18 protein-coding genes, 1 tRNA gene and 1 pseudogene are annotated in these 19,685 nt (G+C 63.1%); 10 read left to right on the top strand and 10 right to left on the bottom strand.

Annotated elements, in window-relative coordinates; genetic code table 11:
* From IVB29_RS38060 to IVB29_RS38050, 3 genes and pseudogenes are all read left to right on the top strand, one after another.
* Window positions 1-1,575 carry a CHAT domain-containing protein gene (locus tag IVB29_RS38060; protein ID WP_247508559.1) on the top strand — a complete coding sequence of 525 codons (1,575 nt, stop codon included), beginning with the start codon at window positions 1-3 and terminating at the stop codon, window positions 1,573-1,575.
* A 14-nt stretch (window positions 1,576-1,589) separates the two neighbouring features.
* Entirely contained in the window at window positions 1,590-2,864 is a 1,275-nt protein-coding gene (locus tag IVB29_RS38055) for a hypothetical protein (RefSeq protein ID WP_247508558.1), read from the top strand.
* Window positions 2,865-3,372: 508 nt separating this feature from the next.
* Window positions 3,373-3,594 (top strand): annotated as a pseudogene (locus IVB29_RS38050) (DUF2958 domain-containing protein); the annotation flags it as partial.
* A 146-nt stretch (window positions 3,595-3,740) separates the two neighbouring features.
* Here the strand turns inward: IVB29_RS38050 and IVB29_RS38045 are convergent.
* Complete coding sequence (locus IVB29_RS38045; protein WP_247508557.1) at window positions 3,741-3,968, bottom strand: hypothetical protein; 228 nt, start codon at window positions 3,966-3,968, stop codon at window positions 3,741-3,743.
* A gap of 254 nt (window positions 3,969-4,222) precedes the next feature.
* On the opposite strand from IVB29_RS38045, the gene IVB29_RS38040 reads away from it, so the two are divergent.
* The 4 genes from IVB29_RS38040 (at window position 4,223) to IVB29_RS38025 (ending at window position 7,233) form a co-directional block, all read left to right on the top strand.
* On the top strand, window positions 4,223-4,942 hold the full coding sequence (locus tag IVB29_RS38040; RefSeq protein WP_247508556.1) for an outer membrane beta-barrel protein: 720 nt from the start codon (window positions 4,223-4,225) through the stop codon (window positions 4,940-4,942).
* A 124-nt stretch (window positions 4,943-5,066) separates the two neighbouring features.
* Window positions 5,067-5,486 (top strand): hypothetical protein, encoded by a 420-nt coding sequence (locus IVB29_RS38035; protein WP_247508555.1) that lies wholly within the window; start codon window positions 5,067-5,069, stop codon window positions 5,484-5,486.
* A 171-nt stretch (window positions 5,487-5,657) separates the two neighbouring features.
* Window positions 5,658-6,743, top strand: coding sequence for an AI-2E family transporter (locus IVB29_RS38030; protein ID WP_247508617.1), 1,086 nt, complete (start codon window positions 5,658-5,660; stop codon window positions 6,741-6,743).
* Between the two features lie 100 nt (window positions 6,744-6,843).
* The gene (locus IVB29_RS38025) at window positions 6,844-7,233 is read left to right on the top strand and encodes an NUDIX hydrolase (protein ID WP_247508554.1); all 390 of its coding nucleotides are present in this window, start codon (window positions 6,844-6,846) and stop codon (window positions 7,231-7,233) included.
* Between the two features lie 78 nt (window positions 7,234-7,311).
* On the opposite strand, the gene IVB29_RS38020 is transcribed toward IVB29_RS38025, so the two are convergent.
* The 4 genes from IVB29_RS38020 to IVB29_RS38005 all read right to left on the bottom strand — a co-directional run bounded on the left by IVB29_RS38020 (window position 7,312) and on the right by IVB29_RS38005 (window position 9,250).
* The gene (locus IVB29_RS38020; protein ID WP_247508553.1) at window positions 7,312-7,596 is read right to left on the bottom strand and encodes a Zn-ribbon domain-containing protein; all 285 of its coding nucleotides are present in this window, start codon (window positions 7,594-7,596) and stop codon (window positions 7,312-7,314) included.
* A 161-nt stretch (window positions 7,597-7,757) separates the two neighbouring features.
* Window positions 7,758-7,997 (bottom strand): hypothetical protein, encoded by a 240-nt coding sequence (locus tag IVB29_RS38015; RefSeq protein WP_247508552.1) that lies wholly within the window; start codon window positions 7,995-7,997, stop codon window positions 7,758-7,760.
* A 162-nt stretch (window positions 7,998-8,159) separates the two neighbouring features.
* Entirely contained in the window at window positions 8,160-8,402 is a 243-nt protein-coding gene (locus tag IVB29_RS38010; protein ID WP_247508551.1) for a hypothetical protein, read from the bottom strand.
* A 677-nt stretch (window positions 8,403-9,079) separates the two neighbouring features.
* Window positions 9,080-9,250, bottom strand: a complete 171-nt coding sequence (locus IVB29_RS38005) for a hypothetical protein (RefSeq protein ID WP_247508550.1) — start codon at window positions 9,248-9,250, stop codon at window positions 9,080-9,082.
* Window positions 9,251-9,522: 272 nt separating this feature from the next.
* On the opposite strand from IVB29_RS38005, the gene IVB29_RS38000 reads away from it, so the two are divergent.
* Window positions 9,523-10,191: a hypothetical protein gene (locus IVB29_RS38000; protein WP_247508549.1), complete on the top strand. Its 669-nt coding sequence runs from the start codon at window positions 9,523-9,525 to the stop codon at window positions 10,189-10,191.
* Window positions 10,192-10,322: 131 nt separating this feature from the next.
* On the opposite strand, the gene IVB29_RS37995 is transcribed toward IVB29_RS38000, so the two are convergent.
* From IVB29_RS37995 to IVB29_RS37985, 3 genes are all read right to left on the bottom strand, one after another.
* Window positions 10,323-10,398, bottom strand: a tRNA-Lys gene (locus IVB29_RS37995).
* 330 nt (window positions 10,399-10,728) lie between these two features.
* Window positions 10,729-13,398, bottom strand: a complete 2,670-nt coding sequence (locus tag IVB29_RS37990; RefSeq protein ID WP_247508548.1) for a glycosyltransferase — start codon at window positions 13,396-13,398, stop codon at window positions 10,729-10,731.
* Window positions 13,399-13,614: 216 nt separating this feature from the next.
* The gene (locus tag IVB29_RS37985; RefSeq protein WP_247508616.1) at window positions 13,615-14,205 is read right to left on the bottom strand and encodes a beta-1-3, beta-1-6-glucan biosynthesis protein; all 591 of its coding nucleotides are present in this window, start codon (window positions 14,203-14,205) and stop codon (window positions 13,615-13,617) included.
* A gap of 328 nt (window positions 14,206-14,533) precedes the next feature.
* Here IVB29_RS37985 and IVB29_RS37980 point away from each other — a divergent pair, with 328 nt between their 5' ends.
* Complete coding sequence (locus IVB29_RS37980; RefSeq protein ID WP_247508547.1) at window positions 14,534-16,093, top strand: beta-(1-6) glucans synthase; 1,560 nt, start codon at window positions 14,534-14,536, stop codon at window positions 16,091-16,093.
* Here IVB29_RS37980 and IVB29_RS37975 read toward each other — a convergent pair.
* On the bottom strand, window positions 16,053-16,433 hold the full coding sequence (locus IVB29_RS37975) for a hypothetical protein (RefSeq protein ID WP_247508546.1): 381 nt from the start codon (window positions 16,431-16,433) through the stop codon (window positions 16,053-16,055). The two genes, IVB29_RS37980 and IVB29_RS37975, sit on opposite strands and share 41 nt — an antisense overlap.
* 298 nt (window positions 16,434-16,731) lie before the next feature.
* Window positions 16,732-18,138 (bottom strand): hypothetical protein, encoded by a 1,407-nt coding sequence (locus IVB29_RS37970; RefSeq protein ID WP_247508545.1) that lies wholly within the window; start codon window positions 18,136-18,138, stop codon window positions 16,732-16,734.
* A gap of 176 nt (window positions 18,139-18,314) precedes the next feature.
* Here IVB29_RS37970 and glmU point away from each other — a divergent pair, with 176 nt between their 5' ends.
* Window positions 18,315-19,670 carry a bifunctional UDP-N-acetylglucosamine diphosphorylase/glucosamine-1-phosphate N-acetyltransferase GlmU gene (gene glmU, locus IVB29_RS37965; RefSeq protein ID WP_247508544.1) on the top strand — a complete coding sequence of 452 codons (1,356 nt, stop codon included), beginning with the start codon at window positions 18,315-18,317 and terminating at the stop codon, window positions 19,668-19,670.
* Window positions 19,671-19,685: the final 15 nt, after the last annotated feature.

Raw genomic sequence — 19,685 nt, 5'->3', positions numbered from 1 at the left:
ATGTACAGGCTACTGGTGTCCGACGACGGTGCTGAAATAACTCTTTTGAACATGATGCTCGGCGATCTACCCGCGGATTTGCAACTCGGCGGGACAGGGCCCCTCCTGAAAAATCTGCAGCCGGCATTTGCGACGACAATCGAACAGGCCAAGTCCGTCATCGCGGCGCGAGGCGAAAATCCGAGTCTGTTGCTGCTGGGAGCTACCGTGCGCCGGGAACGTACGGACCTCAATTCGTCGGACGGCGGGCCCGCGTGCGAATTCCTCCACAGTATCCGCGGCAAGAATATCCCGACCCTGGTCATTTCAAGTTCAAGTCAGGAAAAACTTCTTCCTGAGGTCATCCTCCGTCCCAACGTCGCCGTGTGGCAGCCTGGAACGAGGCCGGAGCTTTTCGACCTGGATAAATCGCGAGAAGCCTTTTCTGGTATCATCACGAACCTCTGTTCGCCCAATCGATCCTATCACGTCACTGTTTCGGTCGGAGACGCATTGGCGACATACAAGATAATTGACGGCCAACACGAGTATTCCTTCGAATGGGCCTATTTTGACAAGCACGTTGTTGCGCAAACCATCCGGGCGATGGAGCGCTTTCGTCCCTACGACAACGGCATGCTCCGGAAAGGGTGGCAGCAGGAACTTTGCGATTGGGGCTGCACCACTTACGGCTTCTTGATCAAGCATGCCATTGGAACCGGCCTTCTCGAAGCAATGGAGGACTCGCGGCAAATCGACATACAGTTCAATGTTGATGAACTGAGCAAAGTGAGAGGCCCGGGCGAGCTCAATCTCTTCGAGCTGCCGTTCGAGGCGACAAACCATAGCACCCGAGCTGACGAGTTCTTCTGCGTTCGCGTCCCCATGGCACGCAGAGTGCGCCCTGATGGCCGCTCGCTTGCGTGGCAAGCCCCGGTGGATCGGCCGCTACGCATGCTGGTAGTGCTTGGCGGGTCAGGCGGCTCGGCGGGACTTCAAAGCGAAGCCACAGGCGGCCTTTCGATGGAGGAGATGAAACCTCTCGAGAGATTCGAGGAGTTTCGGGAATTCCTTGATGAGTTGAAGAGCGACTGTGCGCTCGAAATTGAGATTCTCGACGGGTCAAAGGCACAGGGCAAAGAGTTCATCAAAGCCTTGAGGAAGTTTCTCGAAGATGGGCAATTCGATATTGTTCACTTCTATGGTCATTCCGCCAATCGAGGGGAGGACGGAACGTTTCTGTTCGCGCCAGGCGACACGGTCGACAGAGCGAACGCCGTGAATATTCGAGCGATCTGCAAATGGATGGCGGAGTTGCGAGAGAAGAAATCGGTGCCCTTTCTGGTGTTTCTCTCCTCGTGCGAGAGCGGATCGGCTCGCACGGCGGTCGAAATGATGAAATCCGGCGTGGAATACGTTCTCGGATTCCGATGGCAGGTGGAGGAGGAGTTCGCGATCGCCTATATTAAGGAATTTTACACAGAACACCTCAAGAAGAAATCGGAGGTGCGAAAGGCCTACTGGCTCGCATGCAAAGAGATCCAGTCGATGCATATGGGCCAACCCGAATGGGCTTCCGCAATTCTTTTAAACTAGGTTCGAGGCACATCATGAATTGGAGTTTCTCGCTGGTCGAATCCTTGAAGGCTCTGGGTGGTGCGACCGCTCGTCCCACCGTCCGCAATTTCTGGGGAACGCTCACACCCGACGCATCGAGCAACGATCCGATGCTGGAATATCTCAAAGGCGACCCGTTCGTTCCGGAAAGAAGTTATTTCAGCGTCCGTATCGCAGAGATGCATCTTGCGGAGGCCGGACGATACTTCGTCGACTTTCTCCCGATGTGCGCCTGCTTCCTCAAATACACCTACGGGCACAGCTCTCGGGAGATTCCGTTTGTCCTCAGTCTTGATCGCATCAAAGCTGCGTTGGGCGCTAATGCCGACAAGATGCAGGCCCGCAACGTTGAGTTCAATGACGTTTACGTCGTAAGAAATGTGCCGGTGAAGGCCGACAATCTCACGATGTATTCGGCGCTTTGCCGGTTCAACGATACCGGATTCGCTCAAGGACTTCTGAGCCTCGTTTCCGACGTGAGCTCGGTGGTCGCAGGCCCGGTCGCGGGCCCAGTGATCAAGACGGGAGTGGATTTTGCCGGCCGTCTCGCGACTTTGCTTGGTGCTGACGGGGTCGAAACGCGTTTTGGCATGTGGGCGGGCAGCGCTTTGAAGAAGAGCGGCTATACGGTTGCGCTAGCGGCATCGGGAAACGTCGCCGCTGACGAATTGTCCATAAGCGAAGGCCGCCTCATGCGCCGTGTGAAAGGGGCGGCAGCCGAACCGATCAACGACGTCGATTACCTGGTTATGGCGCTCGAACGCAGGGAAACTTTGGTGGATGCCAATTTTGCGCAAGTGTCGATCCTGCCCTTTCATGAAACGTGGAATGCGGTCAGGTCGCAACTGCTCCAGAGTGATACCGCGGGCGCCAAGAAGACCCTACAGGATCTCGTCGTACAGGTCTCCAGTTCGCCCGATGTCACCGAAGCAGATCGCTTCGCGATTATTTCGACCTATCTTGGCGAGTGTGAAAAATGGGCGACCTTGGGCGGCAAGACGACCATGTCGTCGGCGTTCTCAACTCAAGTATCCGGCCCACCAACTGTCGTTAAGATGTTTCTGGAAGCCAAAGCCGCAAAAGCACAATCGGATCGCGAGGGAGGCCCGTCTCTGGAAGCGATAAACGAGCCAGGCAAAGCGAATGAATTGCTCGGGCGGCGAGCGGCCAATACGATTGCCGCCATATCGCCAATCGCTGCGAAGCTCGATCAAGCGACGTTTCGCGACGCGAATAGGCAAGTTCTGGCGAAATTGCTTTTGCAATGACGCTCCGCAGCCGACCGGAGGATCGCGCCTCCGGCTACCGGAAGCAATTGTTGAAACGCGCTTCAACTCTCTAAAGGCTCTGATTTCCCGTCGGTGATGTAGACGTACCGGGAGGCATCCTGCCATAGCAAGCGAGGGCAGGACCGCGCTCTATTATCCCGCTTCGCTTTCGCTCGCGGGACGGAGCCCTAACGGGTGTCCGCCCTTCGGGTCACGATCGCATGTCCGCTTCATGTGCGCGCTGATCGCGCGTAGGGCATCACGACCGCGCCGACGCGCGGGATGTCGCTAAGGGCGCTGCCCTCGTGCGGTGCAAGAAAAATCAACGCGGCGCGCGGCATCTCCACGTCTCCCCATACGTTTAATTTTTGAATTTTTGAATGGCGTCCCTTGTGCGGAGCCTCCGCACGCCGCGTCGATTTTTCTTACACCTTGCTACCCCGATCTCGGCGACGGCCAGGGCTGCTGCGCGCGGCGGCCCAATAACAACAGAAAAGGAGTCGCCACCATGAAAATGTTACTCGATCAACAGCGTGAACGCTTACGCACCAACGGCCAGTTCAACGCAAGCCGCCGGGCGCGGGGAGAAACCGAAATAGATTTCATGCCCGTCGTGAAGCTGTGCACTCCATGGGCAGGAGCCACATGGCTTTTGACCGAGCTCGATTCCGAAGACCCCGACATCGCGTTCGGGCTCTGTGGCCTCGGGCTCGGTTTCCCGGAACTCGGCAACTTGCCCGACGTCGTGGACAGGCAGTATTGCCAGACGGTTTTCGCTTTCGAGTTTGGCGCGCCTATTCGACGCGGGCCGCATGGCGCGCGAATCCCGGGCGATCGTTGCAATCAGGCTCGGCCGAATTGCCAGCCGCGCGAGCCTTACCACCCCACGCCGGCCCAGCGACGGCCGAACACCGGCGGCTTGGTCTTCACCGCCTGCCAGCCGAAGAAGTGATGCTTCCCCGACCAAGCGTGCACCACGCCGCTGCAGATGCTGCATTTGAACTGGCCTGAATGCGGCTCGGCGTGCTCCTCCCGTGTCGCGGTGTAGGTCATGCCGCAACCGGGGCAGGTGAATTCTTCGGTCGTCCAGATGCTGTTGGCCATTGCACATCGTTGTTTTTGAATGCTTGCCGAGAAGCGTAGGTGCGGGGATTTGCATCGGCGTAAACTGACCTCAGGAAATCCGGTTAATCGCCGTTAGCCAAACGGCCGGTCGCGGACATTGCAGGATTTTCCCGGGGCAGGGAGCGCCCGTCAGTCCAAATCGCGCCGCCGGCAGGTCCAAGCGCGCGCTTGATGCCGCAGCTAGATTTCACCTCGTCGCCCCGGTCGGAGGGCGGGCAAGTAGGGGTGAGGTCATGGGGAAGAAACTGGTTTTGGCAGCTGCACTGCTGTCGCTGGCGACGCCGGCATTTGCCGCGGATATCATCGCACCCGCGCCTGTGAAGGCGCCGGTGGCGGCTGCGATCTTCAGCTGGACCGGATTCTACGTCGGCGCGCATGGCGGCGGCGCCTGGAGCAAGTGGACCGGCATCGACCCGACCGATCCGGTTGCCACCTGGAGCTCGGTCACGGCCAGCGGCGGCATCGTCGGCGGCCAGATCGGCGGTAATTACCAGATCAGTAATTTTGTGGTGGGCCTCGAGGGCACCGGCGCCTGGTCCAGCGTCACGTTGAACACTGGCGGTCCGTTCGGCGGCGGTGCCGGCTTCAACCTGTCGCTCAAGAACGACTATATCGCAACGGTGGCCGGCCGCTTCGGCGCCGCCTTCGACCGCGTGCTGCTCTATGCCAAGGGCGGCGCGGCCTTCACGCGCGACAGGTACAGTGCCAACAACGGACTTGCCGGCCCGCTCGCCGGCTCGGCCTCGGGCAGCTTCAACCGCGCCGGCTGGCTCGCCGGCGGCGGCGTGGAATGGATGTTCATGCCGAACTGGTCGGTGAGGGCCGAGTACAACTATCTGGGTTTCGGCGCGATCACCGAGCAGCCGGTGACGACAGGCAATCTGGCGGCGACACCGGCCAATGTGAAGCTGAACATCCAGACCGGAACGGTCGGCGTGAACTACCACTTCTAGCGGGGGCCTACTTTCGCGTCATCGCGGTCCTGTGTGATGCGGCACACATCGCTTACGTCGCGATCGACGTAGCGTCTCTCGTGCGCGGAGTAGCCGCGAATGAACACAACGAGAGAGAACTGCCATGAAGAAGTTCATCCTGCTGCTCGTCGCTACGGCGACGTTTGCGGTATCAATTGAACCATCGGCTCAAGCTCAGCCGCTGCACTCCTTTACGAACGGCCCTTTCGCTGCAAGCGCCGCGCCAACGGGTAGCGTTGGCTCATCGGGCGGAATTGGTGGGGGGCACTTCGGCGGCGCCGCAAACGCTCCGGCGACGAACGGAGGTGGTGGGTTCGGCGGTGGCCATTTCGGCAGCGCAGCTTCATCGGGCGGCGGCTCTGCCATTGGCCCGCATTTTGGCGGTCCCGGCGGCGGGATCGCGACAGGTCCGAGGCCCGGCTTCGTTGGACGAGGCCCGTCGGTCGGTGGCCTGGCGGCGGCGGTGGTCGTTGGCGCCGCTATCGTGACCGGTGCGGCGATCATTGCAGCCGAGAGCCGGTAAGGGGGCAGGCATTCCACTGCGACGGTCAGGGCAGCATTCTCGGGTCATCTCGGCTGCCGCGCACAAGGGGGACGACGAGGCGGATTGGTCGTCTTGACGGCGGGGGCGGGGCTGGCAATAACCGGAGGCCGTGCAAGTGCCGGAACCCGCGTCGATGCCGCAAGGAAAGCCCTGCCCGTGAAAAGCCTCCGTCAGCTCCTGACGGGAGAGGACATCATCCAGCTCGTGATCCGGCTCGGCCTGCTCGGCCTGCTGATCATCTGGACCTTCCTGATCATCCGTCCGTTCGTGCCGATCCTGGCCTGGAGCGGCGTGCTCGCCGTCGCGTTCTACCCGGCCTTCAGCTGGGTCGCCAAAATGCTGGGCGGCCGGCCCAAGACCGCGGCGGCAATTCTCACCTTGATCACGCTCGGGATCGTCATTGGCCCGGCGACCTGGCTCGGCATCAGCGCGGTGGACGGCGTGCGCGAACTGGCGCACCAGCTCAGCACCGGCGACCTCGCGCTGCAATCGGCGCCGGAGCAGCTCAAATCGTGGCCGCTGGTCGGCCCATGGCTCTATGAGCTCTGGGACCAGGCCTACAGCAACATCCGCGCGGTGCTGCGCGAGGTGGCGCCGTATTTCCAGCCGCTGGCCGGACCGCTGCTGTCGCTCGCCGGCGATGCCGGCGTCGGCACGGTCCAGTTCCTGTTGTCGGTGTTCGTCGCCGGCTTCCTGTTTCCGCACGGGCCGCGGCTGGTGGCGGCCGGCCGCAGCTTCCTGTTCCGGATCGTGCCCGAGCAGAGCGAGCATTTCCTGGAGCTCGCGGGGGCGACCATCCGCGCCGTGGCGCAAGGCGTGATCGGCGTCGCCGTGGTGCAGGCGCTGCTCGCCGGCTTCGGCTTCAAGCTCGCGGCCGTGCCGAGCGCCGGCCTGCTCGCCTTCATCGTGCTGCTGCTCTCGATCGTGCAGATCGGTGCCTTTCTCGTGCTGCTGCCTGTCATCATCTGGATCTGGACCGCGAAAGACGTCACCACGGCGCTGCTGCTCACCGTGTTTCTCGTCCTGGTCGGCTTCATCGATACCATGCTGAAGCCGCTGGTGATGGGCCGCGGCCTGACCACGCCGACCATCGTGATCTTCGTCGGCGTGATCGGCGGCACGCTCGCGCACGGCATCGTCGGCCTGTTCATCGGGCCGATCATCCTGTCGGTGGCCTGGGAGATGATGATGGCCTGGATCAGGACGGAGGATCGGGCGGGGGCGGGCGAGGGCTGAGCGCTCCGCATGGGCTGTGATCAAGGCCTCGGCCGAACTTGTCTATTCAACTAGACAAGTTACGATAGGTGAGATTCTATTTTTCGAGCCTACGATAGTAATGGCAAAGTCTTCCAAGCTGGTTGCAGCGAAGCGCGGCAAGGTATTGTTGGTCAGACGCCGGTCGGACGGCCTGTGGATGTTCCCCGGCGGCCGCAAACGCGCGCGCGAGTCCGACAAGGACTGCCTGCGGCGGGAGATCAAAGAAGAATTACCCAAGCTGAAGCTCGGCCGGATCAGCCTCTGGAAGGAAGTAACGGCCAGGAACAAGCGCTCCGGCCGCAAGATGAGCGACGCGATCTTCATCGCCAAGGGCGCCAAAGGCAGGCTCGCGATCGGCGACAAGAACGAGATCGACCGCGCCGCCTGGCAGAAGCCGCGTGGTATCCGGCTGACGCCGACCTCGCGCTACATCCGCGATCGCCTGTTTCCGCGGAAACAGGGGCGCTGAAGGTGCCGGCCGCGTCTTCGCGGCATGGGTGCGACAAATCGCGCAGCTTTGCCCGAGGCGACCGCGCTCGTCCGGCCTCTAATCCGATCTCTCTGCCGTGCGCGCGCGTCCGGCAAATCGCCGCGACGGGGCTGCTTGCGGCTGTGGCGCGGCGTGCCTCGCGGCTTCGGCCTCGCGCTGCTCCTTGCGGACCTTGCGCGCATTGCGCATCGCACGCTTGATAAAGGGATGCGGCGCGTCCTCGGCGAAGAACAGCACGACCTCACAGCTCGGACATTGCCGGGAATAGCCGTCCTGCAGCAGCCCGGCGCGATCGCGGAACATGCCCTTGCACCGCGTGCACTGAATCTGGACGAAGCTCATGCGCGATCGACAATGATTGCTGAAAATGGACGGCCAGCTGATCCCAAATGTCTGAAGAAAGGTTGAACGCCTTCGTGCATCGATGTGCCCGATGCTGCGTGCGCGAAGCATGCCGGCGGCCAGTGGACGCCGGACGGTCAGATCCGCGCAGTCAGCCGCCGCTATTGCTTGGCCGCGATCGTGTCCAGGCAATGGGTGAGATAGGCGGTGCGGTCCCTCGGCAGCACCTTCTCCAGATCGGCCTTCAGCGCGCATTCGCGCTGATGTATCTGCTCGGCCCGGCGCTTCTCGGCCGCCTCGCGATATTCGGGCGCAACCTTGTTGGGGTCGACCAGCGCCTGCGAGCGGGCGGGAGCCGTCACGGCGAGTGCAATAGCGGCGATGATAATGAGCTGTTTCAAATGAGCCTCCGGAAAAGGCTCATCCTAGCGCTGCGTGCCCCAGCGCTCAAACTGTGATTGAGAGCTTGCCGGTATCTGCTTCCGCCTCAGGCACCAAGGCGCCGTCAGTGACAAGCAGCGGGGTTGGTCTCGACCGCCTGATATCGGGCCGAGTGAAGCCCGTCACTTCGGCACGTGGTCGATCTTGTGCCCGAGATGCCCGGTGTCGTGATCCCGACGCAACTGGCTCAGCGACGTCTCGTTCAACTGAGGCAAGACCTCGCTCAGCTGGGTCGCATCAGGATAACCGGCCGCAAAACCCTTGCCGTAGATCTTGCGCAACGTACCGACCAGCGTGTTGCCGTGCTTCTTGCTGATCGCGCCATCCTTGTCCCGGTGGCGACCATCCAGGCCGTGTTCCTTCATGGGCTTCTCCCTGAGCGGCGTCTGCGCGCCTGGAGAGAGCGTGCTCCCAAACGAGTTGATTGGCAACGGCATGGCGCGCGGGAGGAGCGCGTCGGTTCGCGCCATCGCAAGCGCGTTGCCCTCGCTTTCCTCCCTGAGGTGTGAAGCCGCGTCGGATTGCGGTGGGACGGCTGGCGCATCACATAAGCCCGAGCAGTTGCTCGATTGGAGCCGATAGGATGCGCTCTGTTCCGGCCGTGGGCCTCTTGATCGTCCTGTGCACGTCTGCAAACGCCGCAACGGTGCATCACGCTCGTGCGCGCGATTCCGCGACACGCCACCCTCCGCTCGGTCGTTCCGGCACGGACGTGAATTCTCGCGCGCGCTTCGCCGTCCCCGGCTGGAGCGACGAAGCAACGCAGCGCTGGCTCAACAACGCTTCGTCCAGCGTCGGCCGAGGCGGATAGCCACCGGGAGGTGGAAAGATCGGCGGAGCCGTGTGAACCAGTTCACAAGCGATGGCCGAGACCGCTGCTATGAAGGCCTCATTGCTTTACCGATTGATATTTTGAAAACGCCCCGGCGCTCCCACCAGGCGCTGGGGTTTTCATTTGGATCACCGCCACGGCCAGCGCGTGCGAAGCGCGATCGGATGGGGGCTTTCTGAAAGCTGTGAAGGCGAGGCGGCCAGGAGGCGGCTAGGCGGCCTGCTCCTCAAATGAGCTGTACACCCGGCCAGTCGGATCAACGATCTGAACGTCCCAGCATCCGTCCTCGACCAGTTCCCTGGCCTTCTTGAGGGCGGCGGCGAGTGAAGCCCGTTTGAGGCTGACAACGCCTGCCGTGTCGAAACCGCTGATTTCAAACATGCCGTTCCTCCCTGTTTCCCGAATCCTACACCTTTTGAGGGAGTTGTCTCCAACTTTGTCGCGCTTCGAGGCAGGCTGCCCCATGTCCAATTCCATCGCACGGACCCCGTAATCGGCCGGGTGGCCGGGCAGGCCAGGCGGCCATTTCGCTAACGTGGAATTAAGCCAAAAAGCCCACAATTTTAGGCAGTTGTGTAGGTGGGTGCTGCGTAAAGGAGGCGTCGCGAGGACGTTCCGGCGTCGGCTTCCTGTTGCTCGCTCATTTGAGGTCAATGCACGTGATCATGACATCGGAAGCGCAAGGCCTCGTCGAACAGCTCGATCCCGCAGCACTCGCGCTTGCCGCAGCGCCCGAGCCCGCAATCCCTGAAGTTCCAGAACCGATCAAGCGGTCCAGCCGGAAATCGGTCCTGGCACTGTCGGTGTGTGCCCTGGCCATCAATGGCGCGGCGGCGATCTATACATCGCCGTCCGATTTTACGTCGCTGAATGTCAGCAGTTGGGCTGAACTGCTTCCGCGCCAAGAAGCTCCCGCGCCAAAACCGGATCCCGTTGTCGCTGCCTTGAAGCATATTCAGTCGGCCCAGCAGCAACACACGGCTTCGCTGCAGGAGAGCAATCAGGCATTGCAGCAGAATGCGGCTCGAGAGCAGCAGGATTCAATGGTGCTCCTGTCGCTTCGACAAAGCATCACGGACGAACGGGTCGATGTGAGGAAGATATCGTCGCAGCTGTCCACGCTCATGGCGAAGATCGACACGCTGCAAAGTACAATGATGTCGGACGTCACGTCCTCCATCCGGAAAGCGCATGCCCGCTACGGACTATCCGCAGCGATGCGCAAGCGGATGATGGTTCGGCAGTCGAAATCCATAGGGCCCGTTTCGATTGGAGGGGCTCCGCTGGGTGTGCCTGTTGCGGTTTCAGCGCCGGAGAGCTGAGGGCAGGGCGAGCCATCGCTTGAGACCATGTCCGCGCCAACCTCGTCCGCCGGTCGCGTGCTAGCTCAGCTGCAACGCCACGTGAATTACGCCGGGTTGGCGGATCGTTGCTGGCTTAAATCAATCCGAGTTGGTGAGCGCGCTGGGGCTCGAACCCAGGACCCCGTGATTAAAAGTCACGTGCTCTACCGGCTGAGCTACGCGCTCCCATGGCCGCTGGATGGCTTCGAGAATGATCGCCATCGTGTTCGGACATTCGAGAAGCATGTCTTGCCGCTACGCCCAAAACTGACGTCGCGGGGAAAAACCGGCTGTTTCCGGATCATGCTTTCGGCCCGCGCTGTGTAGGGGGAGTGGCTGCGGAGGTCAATAGCGGGAGTGGCTGCCGAAACTCGCGGCAGGAGCGGGGATTTACTCGCGGTATCCGCAGCTTATGCCGGAATGCTCAACCCGATTGGCGGTCAGCTATCCACGTCGAACAGCGCCCTTGGCGTGTCGGCGCGGACGTCTTGCCCGCGCGGCGAGGCCGTCCGGACGTCAGTTTGTCTCCCGCCGGACCTCGCTCGGCACCGGTTGCGGCGTGCCGCCGTGGTTCGGCAGCGCGACCGGGCGCAGGCCGATCAGCTCGGCGGTGCGGATCGCGCTGTCGCGCCAGAACTGGAACGAGTTGATGCGGCTGAGCTCGAGGATCGCGATCGCCACCGCAGCCAGGAACGGCAGGCTCTGTAGCACCAGGACGCCGGCGAAGATGTAGATCTCGGTGATCTGCCTAAAGCTGTTGGAGGCGACCAGCACGCCGGCGCCGATCAGCAGCAGGGTGCCGATCACGGCTTCCCAGAACGCCTGGAACTCGATCGACATCCTGGACAGGCCGCCCTTGGAGGTGCGCGCGAATGCAATGTGCTCGGTGATGAGACCCTGTGCCACCGCGCGCGACACCGTCCATTGCACGCTCATCGCGGCGATCATGGCGCCCAGCATCTGGCCGGGTTTGATCGCGACGCGCGCGCGGTACATCGACAGGAAGTGCGCGAGCGAGACGATGAAGGCGCCGATGATCGGCAGCGTCAAAATCTTGTCGGGGATGGCGATGTCGGCAAAGGCGACGATGGGCACCCAGACGAGGTTGAGCAGCGCCACGACCACGCCGAGGCTTTCGGCCCCGAGCCAGTTCAGCCAGCCCAGGCCATATTCGCGCTTCTGGTCGGGCGTCAGCCGGCTCTTGCCGGGCAGGAAGTTGCGCCAGTGCTTCTTCACGATCTGGAGGCCGCCATAGGCCCAGCGGTGACGCTGCTTTTTGAACGCCTCGTAGGTGTCGGGGAGCAGGCCCTGACCGTAGCGGTGGTTGGTGTAATGGGTGGTCCAGCCGAGCTGCTGGATCGCAAGGCCGAGATCTGAGTCCTCGCAGATCGTGTCGGAGGACCAGCCGCCGGCCATGTCCATCGCGGCGCGGCGGATCAGGCACATCGTGCCGTGCACGATGATGGCGTTGACCTCGTTGCGCTGGACCATGCCGATGTCGAAGAACCCCGCATACTCGCCGTTCATGATGTAGTGCATGATCGACAGATCGCCGTCGCGATGTTCCTGCGGCGCCTGCACCAGGCCGACGCGCGGGTCGGCGAAAGCCGGCACGAGGTCCTTCAGCCAATCGGGGTCGACGACATAATCGGCATCGAGGATGCCGATGATCTCGGCATCGACGGCGGTGCGGTCCATGGCGATGCGCAGCGCACCGGCCTTGAAGCCCTGCACCTTCTCGGCGTTGATGAACTTGAAGCGTTCACCGAGCGTGCGGCAATGGTCCTGGATCGGCTGCCAGAAGGCGGGATCCGGCGTGTTGTTGATGATGACGACGCATTCGTAGTTCGGATAGTTCAGCCGCGACAGCGCATCCAGCGTCTGCTTGAGCATCTCGACCGGCTCGAAATAAGCCGGGATGTGGATCGAGACCTTCGGGTAGTAGGTCTCGGGCACGTCGGCGACCGGCTTGCTCTTGGTCAAAAGCCGTTGCGGCGGCCGGCCGAAGGCCACAGCCGCGATCTCGTCGATGCGTGCCATTGCAATGAGGACGAGGGGAACGAGAAGGATCATGCCAAGCGTGAGCGCGAAGGCCGAGCCGAAGATGAAATAGTGCCCGTTCCAGAACGCGAACACGGTCGCGGCCCAGGCGCCGACGCCGTTGGCGGTCGCCGACAGCAGGAACGCCTGCCGCGCGGTCGGCCGCTCCAGCCGCAGGATCGGCAGCGAGAGCAGGACGCCGACCAGCAGCGCGATCGTCATCAGCTTCCAGTAATCGGGATTCTCCACCGGGCCGGTCCAGGCGAATTTCGGCTCGCGGCTGGCGTTGAGGATGCCCCAGTACGGACCGACGCCGCCTTCGAAATACTTCCAAGGCTGATCGATGGCCTCGACGATGTTGTAATCCATGCCAAGCGCTTCGGCGCGGCCGACGAAATTGCGCAGCGTCAGGGCTTGCTGGAATGGACCGGGATCTGCGTTGCGCAAATTGTAGCCCGCACTCGGCCAGCCGAACTCGGCGATGACGATGCGCTTGCCCGGGAACTGGTTGCGCAGAAGATTGTAGCGGTCAACAGCTTGGTCGACCGCTTGGTCCGAGCGAAAATTTTCCCAATAAGGCAGCACGTGGGCGGCGATGAAATCGACGTTAGAGCCGAGCTCGGGGTTGTCGCGCCAGATGTTCCAGATCTCGCCGGTGGTGACGGGCACGCGCACTGCGCTCTTCACCCGCTTGATCATCTCGATGAGGTCTTCGACCTTCTGCTCACCGCGGTAGATCACCTCGTTGCCGACGACGACGCCGTTGACGTTGCTGTTCTTGCGGGCGAGCTCGATGGCTGCGTCGATCTCGCGCTTGTTGCGGTTCGGGTCCTTGTCGATCCAGGCGCCGACGGTGACCTTGAGGCCGAACTCGGCCGCGATCGGCGGCACCAGTTCCACACCGCCGGTGGACGAATAGAGGCGGATTGCGCGCGTCATCGTCGACAGCGTCTTCAGATCGGCGCGGATTTTTTCGACGGACGGGATGTTGTCGATGTCGGGGTGGGCCGAGCCTTCGAACGGCGCGTAGGAGACGCTAGGCAACAGGCCCTTGAAGTCCGGCGCGGGTTCCCTGTCGCGCAGGACTCCCCAGAGGCCGGCGTGGAGCACGGACACGAGCAACAGAACGGCGGCGACAACGCGCATCGCGGCTAAACCAAAAGGGGCTGAGGTGGCAGGGAAGCGGATCCGACCCCGAGATCCGACCGAGTCCGCGGCAAATGGAGCATACCTCTGCCGCGCGGTTTCACAACTGTCATGGCCTCATGACCGTATGAGGGCATGACCAGTTTCGGAATGTGCGGCAGTGCCAACCGCTTCTATAGCCGATCGTTCCTGAACGCCGGCTGAAGCGATGCGAGGCTATTTCTGGGGAGCCGGCGTCGGGCTTGCCGCAGGCGCAGGACTCGCGGCCGGCTGGGGGGGCTGCGAATTGCCGGTGGTCGGCGACGGAGGCTGCGAGGCGGCCGTGGCTGTCTGCTGCGGCTGCGCAGCCGGGTTGATCCAGCAGGCCTGGGTTAGATTATTCAGGCTGTTCGGGACCTTGTCGTCGATCTGGGTGAGGAAGCGCGTCAGGCAGCGGAACGCAGCCTGAATGTGACCGCCGGGGCAGCCGAAGCGGTCGTAAAGATCGATGTGGCGGAAGGCGGTATCGAGGTCGTCCCTGTACATCAACTGAACCGCGCGACGGCCGAGCCAGACGCATTCGGGATTGCCGGCCGGGCCATTAATGGCGCGGGCAGCTTCGGCGAACTCGTCAGTTCGCTTCTGGTTGGCATCCTTGGCGGCAGCGTCGGCGGGCTGGGCGGCGGCCTTGCCCTGATCAGGGGCGGGCGTGCCGCTCTGGGCGGAGACGCCGGCAATGCCGACCAGCAGGATCAGGGAGGAGACGGCCAAGGTGGCGGCGAACTGCCGCAGGACCGCATTTCGTAACTCGAACACCCGTTGCCGCATGAATTCCCCAATATATCCGCTGGCCGCCGGCATCAGGACCTCGCGGACGCGCTAGCTGATGGCGTCCAAATAGGTCCCCAATGCGGCGGAAAAGTCCCGCAAAATCCCATGACGTGTATTTGCAATTTTGTCCAGCAAAGTCACGATCCTAGGCCTCTGTCGAACGGCCGCAGGTAAATTCCTCGGGGGAGGGACGGATCGGCGCGTCGTCACCCCTTGGCAGACGGCGTGCGAGCAGGTAATCGACGGCACCTCGCGGAGGACGGAACCGATTTCTCTTCGTACGCCACTGGCGCTTCTGCTCGTTTCACTGGGTGCGATTGCTGCCGTGTGGTGGTGGCTGGCCACGCCAATCACGCTCGCGCGCGCCCCGATCGATCCCGCCGAGAAGGTTCAGTGCGTCTCCTACGCGCCGTTCCGCGGCGAGCAGTCGCCGCTGAACGCCTGGACCCATATCGAAGCCGACCAGATCGAGCAGGATTTGCGCCAGCTCAAGGAGATCACCGACTGCGTCCGTACCTATTCGATGGAGAACGGGCTCGATCAGGTGCCGGCGATCGCCGCCCGGATCGGCGGGATGAAGGTGCTTCAGGGCATCTGGCTCTCCAGCAACCGTACCAAGAATTTTGAGCAGGCTGCGCTCGCGGTCCGCCTGTCCAAGGATTTCCCCGGAATCATCACCGCGATCATCGTCGGCAACGAGGTACTGCTGCGTGGCGAGATGACGACCGCGGACCTCGTCTCCATCATCCGTTCGGTGAAGGCGCAGGTCAGCGTGCCCGTCACTTACGCCGACGTCTGGGAGTTCTGGCTCAGGAATCGCGAGGTCTACGACGCCGTCGACTTCGTTACGATCCACATCCTGCCTTATTGGGAGGATTTCCCGGTCAAGGCGAAATTCGCCGCCGCCCACGTCGAGTCCATCCGCGAGCGCATGGCGGCGGCGTTTCCGGGCAAGGAGATCCTGATCGGCGAAACCGGCTGGCCGAGCGAAGGGCGCATGCGCGAGGGCGCGCTGCCGTCGCGCACCAACCAGGCGCGCGTCGTCTCGGAAATCCTGAGCCTGGCGAAAGCGCAGAAATTCCGCGTCAATCTGATCGAGTCCTACGACCAGCCGTGGAAGCGCAAGCTGGAGGGCACCGTCGGCGGCTATTGGGGTCTCTACGACTCCGTGCGCAGGAACCTGAAATATCCGCCGGGCCAGCCGATCAGCAATTTCCCATACTGGAAATGGTACATGGGCGCCGGCATGGGCCTCTGCGTGCTGGTGTTCGCGGTCGCGGGCATCACGCTGCGCCGGCGGCCCTGGACGCCGCGCTTCTCGGCCTGGCTCGGCGTCGCCATCTCGGCGACGTCAGCGGGCATCCTGCTCGGGGTCGGCGCCGACAAGATGTACTATGAGAGCTACGGGATCGGCGGCTGGCTGCACTGGGGTGCGCTGCTGCTCGCCGGCATCCTGTCGCCGATCTTCTGCGCGCAGGCGATGGTGATCGGCCGCAGTCTTCCGACCTTCCTCGACCTCCTGGGCCCGCGCGAGGGCCGCAAATGGTCGAAGCTAACGGCGGTGCTGGGTCTCACGCTGGCGCTGACCGCGGTGATCGCGGCGCAGACCGCGCTCGCCTTCGTGTTCGACCCGCGCTACCACGACTTCCCCTACGCCTCGCTGACGATGGCGGTGGTGCCGTTCGCGGTGCTGATGCTGAACCGGCCGCAGATCGGCCAGCGTCCGATCGCGGAAGCGGTGTTCGCCGGCGTGCTGGCCTTGTCGGCGGTCTATGTGATCATCAACGAAGGCCGCGACAATTGGCAGTCGCTGTGGACCTGCGCGATCTATCTCTTGTTGGCGCTCACGCTGTGGCGGGCGCGGGCCGAGCAAATCCAAGGATGAGCAGGCCGATCGCAAGGCCCGCCAGCACGACGTTGTAGAGCACGATGCCGAGGCCGGCGGCGATGATGCCGACGGTGAGCAGCACGATCGATGGCCGCATCAGGTTGAGCGTCGCCGCCACCAGTGCGACGATGCCGAACACCGAATTCTTGAACAGCACCGTCGAGACCGACCGCGCCTTGCAGATCAACGTCTGCAGGCCGGCATCGCAGGCGAGCCCGACCTGCGAGTTTTCGATTCCGAGATAGCGCAGATAGATCGCATAGCCGACGGTCGTGAAGCCGACGACGATCAGGAATTGCACCTGGTAGGGCGTGAGGCGGAAGGGCTTTTTTGTCATGGGCGCAATATGATCGGGATGGCGCGGAGGAGCAACAGGTGAGAGAGAGTTTTCTGTCCACCGCGGCTCAACTGCGCGCAATTGTGGCGAGGTGCAAGTCATCCACGCTCAGGAGGGGAGCATAGCGCAATGATCGTGTGACCAACTTCAAAGATCGACAGTGCTCACAGACTGCCTCGCGTCGATCAAAATCTGTTGTGAGCCCGAGGGCGGTACAAACGGAATTTACCTTGGCGAGGCGAAACGCCGCTCAGTTCGGTGACGCAATCGTCACAGTAACCACGCAATCTATACGGCCCTAGCGCCTGAAGAACGACGACAGCGTCGATCCCGCTGACGCCGTCTCCGGCTTCGCTTGCGCGGCCGGTTGCTGAGCCGCAGGCGCAGGCGCGGGCTCCTCGCGCTTCGATGAGCGTTTTGAGGAGTAGCTGCGGCGATGCTTGTCGGGCTTGGCGGTCGGCGCGGGGGCAGGCGCGGTTTCGGCTTGCGGCACCGCGTCCTGGGTCTTGTCGGAGTTCTTCTCCTGAACCCGGTCCTGAGACTTGCCTAGCCCCTTCTCCGAACCGCCGCGCAGCGAGAGGCGCTGGCCGTCGAACACGGTGGTCTCGCAATGGCGATCGCTTTCGGCGAGGCCCGCGCAGAGCTTCGCCGCGGCGGCGGCGTTGATCAGCGGGCCGGCGCCCAGGCGCAGCTGCATGCCGAGGCCGGTGGTGCCTTCCTTGATCATGATGATCGGCCGCAGCGCTGCGATTTCCGGATTGGATTTGCTCACGCCGCGCCAGAGCGCACGCAGGCCGTCGAGCGAATTGGCGCCGCCGAGATCGATCGCAAAGCGAGTCTGTTGAACCGCAATTGAAGGCGCTTCGCTCTCGGCGGCCTCTGGCGGTTTGGCTGCCTCCGGCGGCTTGGTTGGCACGGCTGCGACTTCGGTTGGGGCGGGCGCCGGCTCGAGCTTCTTCTCGGCGGCCTTCTCGCTTGTCTTCTCAGTGGTCTCGGGCTGAATCAGTTTGGAGGCGGCGGGGTCGGGCGGCGCCATGATCGACTTGGACGGGACCAGCGGAAGCAACGGCGGTGCCGACATCGTTGCGGGCGCCTGCAAGACGAGCGAAGCGGCCGCCGCGGTCTGCGGTGGCGGACTAGGCGGCTCCTTTGCTGCGTCCTTCGTGTCCTTTGATGATTCCTTGGCGGACTCTGCGCGCGGCTTGTCGTTCGCTGGTGCCGGCGTCGAGGCGACTGGCGCGACACTGGGGGCCGGCGGTCCAACCAGACCGGGGGCGTCCTGCGGCTTCGCCGCGGAGGCCTGCGGCGGCGCCGTGTTCTGTTTCGCGATGGCGCCGGTGGCGGAATCGAGCCCTTGCTCCAGCACGGTGACGCGCGAATAGAGCCGGTCGCGATCGGTGTTCAGCGTCTCGATCGCGGAGGCGAGACGACGAGCCTCGTTCTGGCTCTCCTTGGTCAGCATCTGCAACCGGTCGGCCTGGCGCGCGAGATCGGCGGAAGCGACCTGGTCGCGACGCCAGCCAAGCTGGGCCTGGTTGGCCAGCACGGCGAGCACGACGGCGCCGACGGCGGCCACGCCCCACGAGCCCAGCCGCCACATCATGCGGCGATCGAACGTGCCTTCTTCGGCCAAAAGTCCGGAGAACAGCCCGCCGGTCTCCCTGTCGCCGAAGGCGTCCGCCAGTGGGTCGGAATCCTTTGCCATGAACGTTAAGTGCCCAGCCCCTGTCCGGCTTCCCCCGAATCAATCAGGGAACATTAACAGGAAAACCTCGTCGCACTTGAACTCCGGGCGTTTGCGGGGGTAGCAAAGGCAGCAAGCATGAGGACGGCCTTCCGCCTGCCGCGCCAATTGATTCGGCCTTATCTGACAGGATTTCGATGACCGCCCGTTCCAGCCTCACGATCGTGCTCGCCGCCGGCGAAGGCACACGTATGCGCTCACACCTGCCAAAGGTGCTGCATCCGGTCGCTCACCAGACGCTGCTCGCCCATGTGCTCGCCGCCGCACCCAAGGGAACCGGAACGTCGCTGGCCGTCGTGATCGGTCCCGACCATCAGGCGGTCGCCGATGAGGCGAAGCGCATCCGCCCCGACGCACTCACTTTCGTGCAGAGTGAGCGGCTCGGTACCGCGCATGCCGTGCTGGCGGCGCGCGAGGCGATCGCGCGCGGTGTGGACGATCTGCTGATCGTGTTCGGCGATACGCCGCTGATCTCGGCCGAGACCTTTGCGCGGCTGCGTGCGCCGCTCGCCAGGGGCGCCGCGATTGCCGCGCTCGGTTTTCGCGCCGCAGATCCCACCGGCTATGGCCGCTTCATCGTCGAGGGCGACCGCCTGGTCGCAATCCGCGAGCAGGCCGATGCCAGCGACGCCGAGCGCGAGATCAATCTGTGCAATGCCGGCGTGATGGCGATCGACGGCCGCCGCGCGCTCGCGATCCTCGATAAGATCGGCAACGGCAATTCCAAGGGCGAATTTTATCTGACGGATGCGGTCGGCATCGTCCGCGAGCAGGGATGGGAGTCCGTGGTGATCGAGACCAGCGAGGACGAGGTGCGCGGCATCAACACCAAGGCGCAGCTCGCGGAAGCGGAAGCCGTGATGCAGGCGCGGCTGCGCAAAGCGGCGATGGAAGCGGGCGTCACGCTGATCGCCCCTGAGACTGTCTACCTCTCCACCGACACATCGTTCGGCAACGACGTGACCATCGAGCCGTTCGTGGTGATCGGCCCCGGCGTTTCGATCGCCGACGGCACCGTGATCCATTCGTTCTCACACATCGTGCAGACCACGCTCGGCAAGAACGTCTCGATCGGCCCCTATGCGCGACTTCGGCCCGGCACCTCGCTTGGCGACGGCGCGCGGATCGGCAATTTCGTGGAGACCAAGGCGGCGACGCTGGAGGCGGGCGTCAAGGTCAACCATCTGTCCTACATTGGGGACGCCACGGTCGGCGCCAATTCCAACATTGGCGCAGGCACCATCACCTGCAACTACGATGGCTTCAAGAAGCACAAGACTGTCATCGGGCAGGGCGCCTTCGTCGGCACCAATTCCTCGCTGGTCGCACCGGTGAAAATCGGCAATGGCGCCTATATCGGCTCCGGCTCGGTGATTACGCGCGACGTGCCCGATGATGCGATGGCGCTGGAGCGCAGCCCGCAGACCATCAGGGAAGGCGGTGCTGCGCGCTATCGCGAGATGAAGACCAGGGGCAAGAAGCCGGAGAAGTAAGCGGCCGAGTATCTA

This window comes from Bradyrhizobium sp. 1 (genome assembly GCF_023073315.1).
In the GTDB taxonomy this organism is placed as follows: domain Bacteria; phylum Pseudomonadota; class Alphaproteobacteria; order Rhizobiales; family Xanthobacteraceae; genus Bradyrhizobium.
Note: the sequence above shows the minus strand (reverse complement) of the source record. Positions and strands in the feature narration are given on the sequence as shown.

Bases quoted from the DNA above. Each gene is read 5' to 3' on its own strand.
- IVB29_RS37975 (WP_247508546.1), bottom strand. From the start codon at position 16,433: ATGACAAAAAAGCCCTTCCGCCTCACGCCCTACCAGGTGCAATTCCTG.
- IVB29_RS38045 (WP_247508557.1), bottom strand. From the start codon at position 3,968: ATGGCCAACAGCATCTGGACGACCGAAGAATTCACCTGCCCCGGTTGC.
- IVB29_RS38025 (WP_247508554.1), top strand. From the start codon at position 6,844: ATGGCAAAGTCTTCCAAGCTGGTTGCAGCGAAGCGCGGCAAGGTATTG.
- IVB29_RS38035 (WP_247508555.1), top strand. From the start codon at position 5,067: ATGAAGAAGTTCATCCTGCTGCTCGTCGCTACGGCGACGTTTGCGGTA.
- IVB29_RS37970 (WP_247508545.1), bottom strand. From the start codon at position 18,138: ATGGCAAAGGATTCCGACCCACTGGCGGACGCCTTCGGCGACAGGGAG.
- glmU (WP_247508544.1), top strand. From the start codon at position 18,315: ATGACCGCCCGTTCCAGCCTCACGATCGTGCTCGCCGCCGGCGAAGGC.
- IVB29_RS38005 (WP_247508550.1), bottom strand. From the start codon at position 9,250: ATGTTTGAAATCAGCGGTTTCGACACGGCAGGCGTTGTCAGCCTCAAA.
- IVB29_RS38010 (WP_247508551.1), bottom strand. From the start codon at position 8,402: ATGAAGGAACACGGCCTGGATGGTCGCCACCGGGACAAGGATGGCGCG.
- IVB29_RS38060 (WP_247508559.1), top strand. From the start codon at position 1: ATGTACAGGCTACTGGTGTCCGACGACGGTGCTGAAATAACTCTTTTG.
- IVB29_RS37985 (WP_247508616.1), bottom strand. From the start codon at position 14,205: ATGCGGCAACGGGTGTTCGAGTTACGAAATGCGGTCCTGCGGCAGTTC.
- IVB29_RS37990 (WP_247508548.1), bottom strand. From the start codon at position 13,398: ATGCGCGTTGTCGCCGCCGTTCTGTTGCTCGTGTCCGTGCTCCACGCC.
- IVB29_RS38040 (WP_247508556.1), top strand. From the start codon at position 4,223: ATGGGGAAGAAACTGGTTTTGGCAGCTGCACTGCTGTCGCTGGCGACG.
- IVB29_RS38020 (WP_247508553.1), bottom strand. From the start codon at position 7,596: ATGAGCTTCGTCCAGATTCAGTGCACGCGGTGCAAGGGCATGTTCCGC.
- IVB29_RS38055 (WP_247508558.1), top strand. From the start codon at position 1,590: ATGAATTGGAGTTTCTCGCTGGTCGAATCCTTGAAGGCTCTGGGTGGT.
- IVB29_RS38000 (WP_247508549.1), top strand. From the start codon at position 9,523: ATGCACGTGATCATGACATCGGAAGCGCAAGGCCTCGTCGAACAGCTC.